General features: G+C 75.9%; 1 protein-coding gene and 2 pseudogenes. 2 read left to right on the top strand and 1 reads right to left on the bottom strand.

Annotation, left to right across the window (positions count from 1 at the left end):
- Positions 1–299 precede the first annotated feature (299 nt).
- Positions 300–1307 carry an NAD-dependent epimerase/dehydratase family protein gene (locus tag ABZ570_RS33750; protein WP_358072218.1) on the top strand — a complete coding sequence of 336 codons (1008 nt, stop codon included), beginning with the start codon at positions 300–302 and terminating at the stop codon, positions 1305–1307.
- Between the two features lie 45 nt (positions 1308–1352).
- Here ABZ570_RS33750 and ABZ570_RS33745 read toward each other — a convergent pair.
- Positions 1353–2328, bottom strand: a pseudogene (locus tag ABZ570_RS33745) (nitroreductase).
- Between the two features lie 190 nt (positions 2329–2518).
- Here ABZ570_RS33745 and ABZ570_RS33740 point away from each other — a divergent pair.
- A pseudogene (locus tag ABZ570_RS33740) lies at positions 2519–3146 on the top strand (response regulator transcription factor).
- Positions 3147–3232 lie beyond the last annotated feature (86 nt).

Genomic DNA, 3232 nt, shown 5'->3' with positions numbered 1-3232 from the left:
TCGCGGGGCGGGGGATCGCCTCTTCGCGGCGCCGGGACCATGTGTAACGACCGACCGCCCGCCAACATTCCGGGCCCGCCCCCGCGCTCACCGGCGGGGGGGCCTTCCTCGGCCGTGCACCCGTGTTCAACGACCCCCGGCCGCCCGGCATTCCGCCCCCGAGGGCGCCCCGACCATCCACGAAACCGGACATCCCGCCTAGCGGTCCCACACCGGGCGCCAAGGGTTCTGCCCTGGGCAGATCTGCTCAGCGTGAACGGGCCGTCCCGTCCCGGCCGGCAGGGGGCAGGGTGGGGCGTATGAGAGTGCTGGTGCTGGGTGGGACGGGATTCGTCGGTGGGGCCGTGGTGTCCGAGGCGGTACGCCGCGGCTGGTCGGTGACGGTGTTCAACCGGGGCCTGCACGGCGACGTGCCGGTGGGCGTACGCCGGTTGCGGGGTGACCGGACGGCGCCGGACGGGCTGACCGCCCTCGGCGGCGGCGAGTGGGACCTGGCGGTCGACACCTGGGACGGCGCGCCCCGGGCGGTGCGGGACGCCGCACGGGCCCTGGTCGGCTCGGTCGGTCACTACGGCTACGTCTCCAGCGGCTCGGTCTACGCCGAGCCGGTGACCCCGGGCTCGGCCGAGGACGCCCCGGCCGTCGCGGCGTCGGCCGACGCGGTGGACGGCGACTATCCGCAGCTCAAGGCGGGCGGGGAGCGGGCCGCGGTGGAGGTGTTCGGCGAGCGGGCGCTGCTGGCCCGCGCCGGCCTGATCCTGGGGCCCGGCGAGGACATCGGACGGCTGCCGTGGTGGCTGCGGCGGATCGCCCGGGGCGGGCAGGTGCTGGCCCCGGGGCCGCGCGACCTCCCGGTGCAGTACATCGACGTCCGGGACCTGGCGGGCTGGCTGCTGGACCGGGGCGTCGAGGGCGTCGGCGGGGCGTACAACGTGGTGAGCCGCACCGGGCACACCACGATGGGCGAGCTGCTCGACGCGGCGGTCGCGGTGACCGGCGCGGACGCGGTGCTGCGCTGGACCGATCCGGAGCCGATTCTGGCCGCCGGCGTCGTGCCCTGGAACGACCTGCCGATCTGGATCCCGTCCGGGCACGAGTTCCGGTGGCTGCAGGAGCGGGACGTCGAGCGGGCGTACGCGGCGGGGCTGGTCTGCCGGCCGGTGGCCGAGACGGTCGCCGACACCTGGCGCTGGCTGTGCGAGGTGGGCCAGGTGCCGCCCCGCGCCGGTCGACCGGCCCGGGCCCCGGTGGGCCTCGACCCGCGGCGCGAGGCGGACCTGCTGGCCGCCGTCGCCGGGGCGGGCTGACCCCCGCGCGCGGCCGTCCCCGGGGTGGGACGGCCGCGCGGTGGCTCAGGCCGGCAACACCGGTAGGTCGAGCACCTCGTCGATCGGGCGGCGGGGGGTGGCGGGTGCCGGGCTGGCCGTATCCGATCCGCATCCCCATCTGCGGGGGTGCCGAACCGGCCCAGGGACAGGCGCAGCGCTTCCCGCGCCCCGGACACCTCGATCGGCTGGGAGATCATCGACACGCTCAGCCCGGCGTCGGTGGCCGCCAGCAGCACCCGTTGCAGGGCCTGGCCGGCGACGATCTGGTCGATGGCGGTGTTACCCGCCGACCCCAGCACCGCGACCAGCGGTTCCGGTTCGTAGTCCCGCCCCGGTGCCGGACGCGCCCCCCGAAGCCGCGCTGCGGCAGCAGGTCCTGCGGCTCGCACCGCGGGCCGCCGGCGGGGGCCGGCACGCCGTCGGGGGCGGGCTCGGAGCGGATCCAGGCGGCCCGCTCGGCCACGTACGCGGGATCGCGTTCGAGGACCCGGTGGGCACTGCGGGCGACCTCGGCGAACGCGTTGACCGCGCTGGTGCCGATCAGCAGCTCCAGCCAGCACTGCTCGGCCCGGGCCGCCTCGGCGAGCCGCCACCGGGCGTCGGCGGGGACCGGGTCGGGCCAGAACGGGGCGCGGTTGCTGAACCGGCGGCCGATCGCCGCGTACAGGCTCTGCTCCGTGTGGGTGGGGCGGCGCGGCACGTCGGGGACGAGCCGGGCCAGGACGTTCGGGTCGGCGGGGTACGGGCGGAGCCGGACCGTGGCCGGGGTGCCCGCCACGGCGAGCGCCAGCCGCAGGTTGAACAGGGCCACCCCGCAGGCGATCCGGGCGCCCCAGCCGCTCGGGTCGGTGGCGGGCAGCCCGCGCCGCGGGTCGACGGAGAGTTCGATGCCGCCGGCGCGCAGCCGGAATCGCCACGGCTGGGTGTTGTGCAGGGACGGCGCCCGGACGGCGTCGGCGACGGCCGCCGGCAGCTGCTCGCCGGTGAAGCCGGTGGTCATGCTGGTGCTCCTTCCCGTGGCGGGCGGTACCGCCTTCCGGCTGGTTCCCTTCCACACTGCGTCAACCAGGGGTTTTGCGAGCAGGGCCCAAGGACCCGTCTCGGTGGGACCGGCTGCCCGCCCGTCGCGTCGCGTCGGGGTCGGGACCTTCGGCCCGTGCACGACGCCGGACCGGCGGGTAGAAAGGACGATGATCCGGGTGTTCCTGCTCGACGACCACGAGGTCGTCCGTCGTGGCCTTGCCGATCTGCTCACCAGCAGCGGTGACATGGAGGTGGCCGGCGAGCCCGGCTCCGCCCAGGAGGCGGCCCGGCGGATCCCGGCGCTCCGCCCCGACGTGGCGATCCTCGACGCCCGGCTGCTCGACGGCAACGGCATCGACGTGTGCCGCGACATCCGGGCCGTGGACTCCTCGATCAGGGGCTGATCCTCACCTCGTACGAGGACGACGAGGCGCTGTTCGCCGCGATCATGGCCGGTGCCGCCGGGTACGTGCTCAAGCAGATCCGGGGCACCGATCTGGTGGACGCCGTCCGCCGGGTGGCGGCCGGGCAGTCTTTGCTCGACCCGGCGATCACCACCCGGTGCTGGAGCGGATCCGCAGCGGTGCCGAGCAGCCGCGCGAGCTGAAGTCCCTCACCGAGCAGGAGCGGCGGATCCTGAAGTACGTGGCCGAGGGGCTCACCAACCGGGAGATCGCCGGCAAGATGTTCCTCGCCGAGAAGACCGTGAAGAACTACGTCTCCAGCGTGCTGGCCAAGCTCGGCCTCGAGCGCCGTACCCAGGCCGTCCTAGCCACCCGCCTTCTCAACAACTAACCCGCCGCGGCCCCCCCGCGGCCGCGCCCCCCACCCCCCCCGCCGCGGGCGCCGGCGGGGGGGACGGGGTCGCGGGCGGGGAAGCC

The organism is Micromonospora sp. NPDC007271, assembly GCF_040634005.1.
Classification (GTDB): Bacteria; Actinomycetota; Actinomycetes; order Mycobacteriales; family Micromonosporaceae; genus Micromonospora.
This window is presented reverse-complemented; position numbering and strand designations above follow the sequence as displayed.